The 1115-nt window shown below is 66.9% G+C and carries 2 protein-coding genes; both read left to right on the top strand.

All coding sequences use genetic code 11. The annotated features are described in order from the left end of the window. The first annotated feature begins 13 nt into the window (after positions 1–13). Positions 14–820 carry a septum site-determining protein MinD gene (gene minD / locus G7A99_RS20450; RefSeq protein ID WP_018718441.1) on the top strand — a complete coding sequence of 269 codons (807 nt, stop codon included), beginning with the start codon at positions 14–16 and terminating at the stop codon, positions 818–820. 4 nt (positions 821–824) lie between these two features. After that, positions 825–1106 (top strand): cell division topological specificity factor MinE, encoded by a 282-nt coding sequence (minE, locus tag G7A99_RS20445; RefSeq protein WP_018718440.1) that lies wholly within the window; start codon positions 825–827, stop codon positions 1104–1106. The last annotated feature ends 9 nt before the right edge of the window (positions 1107–1115 follow it).

The raw sequence follows: 1115 nt of genomic DNA, 5'->3' as shown, positions 1-1115 counted from the left end.
AGGAGGTTTCAGCGTGGCGAAGATTCTCGTCGTGACATCCGGCAAGGGCGGGGTCGGCAAGACCACCACCAGCGCCGCCTTCGCCGCGGGGCTCGCCCGTCGCGGCTACAAGACCGTGGTCGTCGACTTCGACGTCGGCCTGCGCAATCTGGACCTGATCATGGGCTGCGAGCGCCGCGTGGTCTATGACTTCGTCAACGTCATCAACGGCGAGGCGAACCTCAACCAGGCACTGATCCGCGACAAGCGCGTCGAGGATCTCTACATCCTTCCCGCCTCCCAGACGCGGGACAAGGACGCCCTGACCCAGGAGGGCGTGGAGCAGGTGCTGGACACGCTCTCGGAGCAGTTCGACTACATCGTCTGCGACTCGCCCGCGGGCATCGAGCGCGGGGCGAACCTCGCGATGTACTTCGCCGACGAGGCCCTGGTGGTGACCAATCCCGAGGTCTCCTCGGTGCGCGACTCCGACCGGGTGCTCGGGCTGCTTGCCAGCAAGACCCGCCGTGCGGAACAGGGCAAGGAGCCGGTGGGCGAGCACCTGCTCATCACCCGTTATGCCCCCTCCAGGGTCGGCAAGGGCGAGATGCTCAGCGTCGAGGACGTGCGCGAGATCCTGGCGATCGACCTGCTCGGCGTCATCCCCGAGTCCACCGCCGTGCTCAACGCCTCCAACGCGGGCGTGCCGGTCATCCTCGAGGACCGCACCGATGCTGGCCAGGCGTACGACGATGCGGTGGCACGCTTCCTGGGCGAGGAACGCGAACACCGCTTCCTCACGGAGAAGAAGGGTCTGTTCGGACGGATTTTCGGGGGTTGAGGCAATGAGCTTCCTGGACTATTTCCGCTCCGAGAAGCGCCGCTCGGCCTCCGTGGCCAAGGAGCGGCTGCAGATCATCGTTGCCCGCGAGCGCTCCGGGCGCGGCGGGCCGGATTACCTGCCCAAGCTCCAGGAGGAACTGCTCTCGGTCATCCGCAAGTATGTGCAGGTGAGCGACGACGCCGTTCGCATGGAGGTCGAGCACGAGGGCAACTGCGACGTCCTCGAGCTCAACATCACCCTGCCGGAAGGCGGCGAAGGCAACGCCCAGACCGGCCGGCGGTAGCCCGGCCGG

This window comes from Arhodomonas sp. KWT (assembly GCF_010993615.1).
This window is presented reverse-complemented; position numbering and strand designations above follow the sequence as displayed.

What these genes read in the sequence shown, in the direction of transcription:
- minE (WP_018718440.1), top strand. Translation starts at nt 825, where the DNA reads ATGAGCTTCCTGGACTATTTCCGCTCCGAGAAGCGCCGCTCGGCCTCC.